At 71.0% G+C, this 3,254-nt stretch carries 3 protein-coding genes; 1 reads left to right on the top strand and 2 read right to left on the bottom strand.

Annotation, left to right across the window (positions count from 1 at the left end; genetic code table 11):
• Together CCR97_RS21665 and CCR97_RS21660 are read right to left on the bottom strand one after the other, a co-directional pair.
• On the bottom strand, positions 1 to 1,146 hold a 1,146-nt coding region (locus tag CCR97_RS21665), incomplete at its 3' end, for a DUF3300 domain-containing protein (protein WP_244670603.1).
• 170 nt (positions 1,147 to 1,316) lie between these two features.
• Positions 1,317 to 2,363 (bottom strand): GGDEF domain-containing protein, encoded by a 1,047-nt coding sequence (locus CCR97_RS21660; protein WP_146618819.1) that lies wholly within the window; start codon positions 2,361 to 2,363, stop codon positions 1,317 to 1,319.
• Between the two features lie 269 nt (positions 2,364 to 2,632).
• Here CCR97_RS21660 and CCR97_RS21655 point away from each other — a divergent pair.
• Positions 2,633 to 3,254 (top strand): nucleotide sugar dehydrogenase (locus tag CCR97_RS21655; RefSeq protein ID WP_201159836.1); only part of this gene is annotated, 622 nt, incomplete at its 3' end.

Here is a 3,254-nt window from a genome sequence, read left to right as displayed (position 1 = left end):
GAAGGCGCTGCCGGCGCGGTCCGCATCCCGCGGCCCGGCCCGGTCCGCGAGACCGGCCCGGTCGCCCGCTGCGGGGCGATCACCGAGGCCGGGGCGGTCACCCGCCAGCGGACGGTCGCCCGCAGCCGGGCGGTCGCCGAGGCCGGCGCGATCGCGGAACGGGTCCTGGCCGGCCTCGAGCCGTCCGCGGAAAGCGTCGCGCGCGGCATCGTCGGCCGCCGCGCCGCGCCCGAACTGGCGGCCCACGTCGCCGTCGCCGTAGGGGACGCCCCCGCGGTGGCCGACATCGTGCTGCCAGTTGGAGTTGTTGATGTTGGTGCCGTTGAAATTGTTGAAGCGATTGACGTTGACGTTGACCTGGCGGGCCCCCCAGTTGCAGCCACCCCACAGCGCCGCACCGGCGGCGACGCCGGCGCCGAACCACAGCGCGCTGCTCGCCACGTAGCCGGGCGGATAGTAGCTGACCGGCGGATAGGCCGGGTACGGCCAGCCGCCGTAGACGACGGCCGGGTCGTAGGCCGGCACGTAGACGACCTGCGGGTCGGCCTGCTGGATCACGTAGACGGTCTTGCCGGCGCTCGACTGGGTCGATACCTTCTGCTGCTGGGTCGTCTTCAGCTTGCCTGCCGCGTCGGCGCGGGCGCGCAGCCGCTGCACGGCGTCGAGCACGTCGCCCTGCTGGGCCAGGAAGGCGTCGCCGAGCCTCTGGGTCCAGTCGAGCTTGTCGTTCAGCATCGTCAGCGTCTGCGGGATGGCGACCAGCGCCTTGACGCTGGCGTCCCAGGACTGCTGCTTGAGCGCGTCCTGCAGGGCCGTGCCGGTGAGCTTGGCGTTCGCCTTCTGCCAGCGCGCCGCCTGGACGATCTCCAGCGGATAGGTCGACGCCATCAGCACCTGCGACAGGAGATCGTCGGAGTAAAGCGCGATCGGTGCGACCAGCGCCTCGATCTGCTCCCGCGACAATGTCTGCTGCTGGGCGGCGGTGGCCGCCGCCGGAGCGCCGGCCGCCCCGGCCTGGGCGAAAGCCTGCTCGGCGGGCAGCATCGGGGCGAGCCCGAGCAGCAGCGCGAGGCCGGCGGCGCCGGCCAGCAAGGCCGGCCGACCGCGTCGCGGCCGGGCGATCGGAAGTGCGTCGGTGAAATGCAAGCGGCCCTCCTGAAATGCCTGTCGCCGGAGCGGCGGGGCCGCAACCGTAGAGCCGCGAATCGCCCCGCGGTCTCGGGAATTGTACGTAGGCCGATGCGACGAGACGGCGACCGCGACGGCGGCCGCCGCACCGGCCGCGGCGGCTGCCGATCCGGCCGCGCCGGCCGTGGTCAGCCGGCGCTCACCGGGGCGCCGACCAGGCAGTTCCGCCCGTTCGCCTTCGCCTCGTAGAGAAGGCGATCGGCGCGTTCGAGCAGCGACTCGGCGGTCTCGCCCGGCCTCCAGGCGGCCACCCCGATCGACAGGGTGACGTGGCCGAGCATCTCCTTGGTGGCGCGGCGCAGGAGCGGCCGCTCGGCGACCGCCTTGCGGATCTGGTCGCCGACCGCCATCGCGTCCTCGAGCGGGGCGTTGGGCAGCAGCACCGCGAACTCGTCGCCGCCGTAGCGGGCCACGAGGTCGCTCGTGCGCACGTTGTTCTTCAGCGCGAAGGCGACGAGGCGCAGCACGTCGTCGCCGGTGGCGTGCCCGAACTGGTCGTTGAACTGCTTGAACCGGTCGATGTCGACCATCGCGAGCGAGAACGACTCGGGCGCCTCGTCGTCGGCCGCCCGGGCCGTCGCCTGGCCCAGGGAGAAGTCGAAATACTTGCGGTTCGCCAGTCGGGTGAGGGGATCCGTCATGCTCTCGAGGCGCAGCGTCTCCATGTTCTCCTGCAAGAGCCGGAACTGGTGCTCGGACTGCTGGAGCTGGGCCTGAAGGAGCGCGTTGGTCTGCTGGATCGCGTCGGTGGAGCGGACCAGCGACTTGATCAGCTCCGAGACCGACAGGTCGGCGCCGCCCGTGTCGAGGGCGTCGGCCGCGCTCTGCAGGTCGATGCCGTAGCCGGCGGCCGAGCCCGACGCGACCCGGATCACGTTCTCGACCTTGCGGGTCTCGGCGCCGAGCGCCTCGCCGACCGACAGCAGCTGGCCGAAATGCCGCTCGGTCGCGAAGTGCCGGTCGTGGATCGCCGTCAGCCGCGTGCGCGACAGGGCGCCCGGGTCGACCTCCTCGATGTCGCGGTTGAGCGCCGGGTTGTGCCCTTGGAAATATGTGAACCACACCGTGAAGGTCGGCGGATCGGGCACCTGGCCGAGCCCGCGAATTCGCTCCAAGGCTCTGAGGGCGATCGCGAATGCCGTCGCGGGATCGGTCGTGGCGGAGGTCTGCGTCATGGCCGCGTTCTGCAGGGAGTGAGGGCGATGCCAGCGCCCGAAGTCATGTGCACGCACCGGCAACCGGTGGGCGTATGTAATGTGACCTGGACATGGTTGACGAGACATTAAAACGGTCGGGCGATACCATTCTATGCGAATTCGGCCACACCTCGCCGGGATCTGCCGGTGGCGCCACCCGGCCCTCGGCCCGGATCGCTTGTTCGCCTGCTAAGCCTTTGTTATGAGCGGCCCGCCCCCATCTCGGGAACCGAAAGGCTGGCCTCCTGATGCGCGTCGCAATGATCGGCACCGGCTATGTGGGGCTCGTGTCCGGGGCCTGTTTCGCCGACTTCGGCCACGAGGTGACCTGCGTCGACAAGGACGCCGGCAAGATTGCGGCCCTGCAGGCGGGCGAGATCCCGATCTACGAGCCGGGCCTCGACGCCCTGGTCGCGTCGAACGTGCGCGAGAAGCGGCTCGACTTCACCACCACGCTGGCCGGGCCGGTGGCGGCAGCCGACGCCGTGTTCATCGCGGTCGGCACCCCGTCGCGGCGCGGCGACGGCCATGCCGACCTCTCCTACGTCTACGCCTGCGCCCGCGAGATCGCGGCGGCGCTCGACGGCTTCACCGTGGTGGTCACCAAGTCGACCGTGCCGGTCGGCACCGGCGACGAGGTCGAGCGAATCATCCGCGAGACCCGGCCGGACGCCGAGTTCGCCGTGGTGTCGAACCCCGAGTTCCTGCGCGAGGGCGCGGCGATCCGCGACTTCAAGCATCCGGACCGCATCGTCGTCGGCACCACGGACGAGCGCGCCCGCAAGGTGATGACCGAGCTCTACCGGCCGCTGTATCTCAACCAGGCGCCGCTGATGTTCACGGCGCGCGGCACCGCCGAGCTGATCAAGT

The sequence above is a fragment of the Rhodoplanes elegans genome (assembly GCF_016653355.1).
Classification (GTDB): Bacteria; Pseudomonadota; Alphaproteobacteria; order Rhizobiales; family Xanthobacteraceae; genus Rhodoplanes; species Rhodoplanes elegans.
Note: the sequence above shows the minus strand (reverse complement) of the source record. Positions and strands in the feature narration are given on the sequence as shown.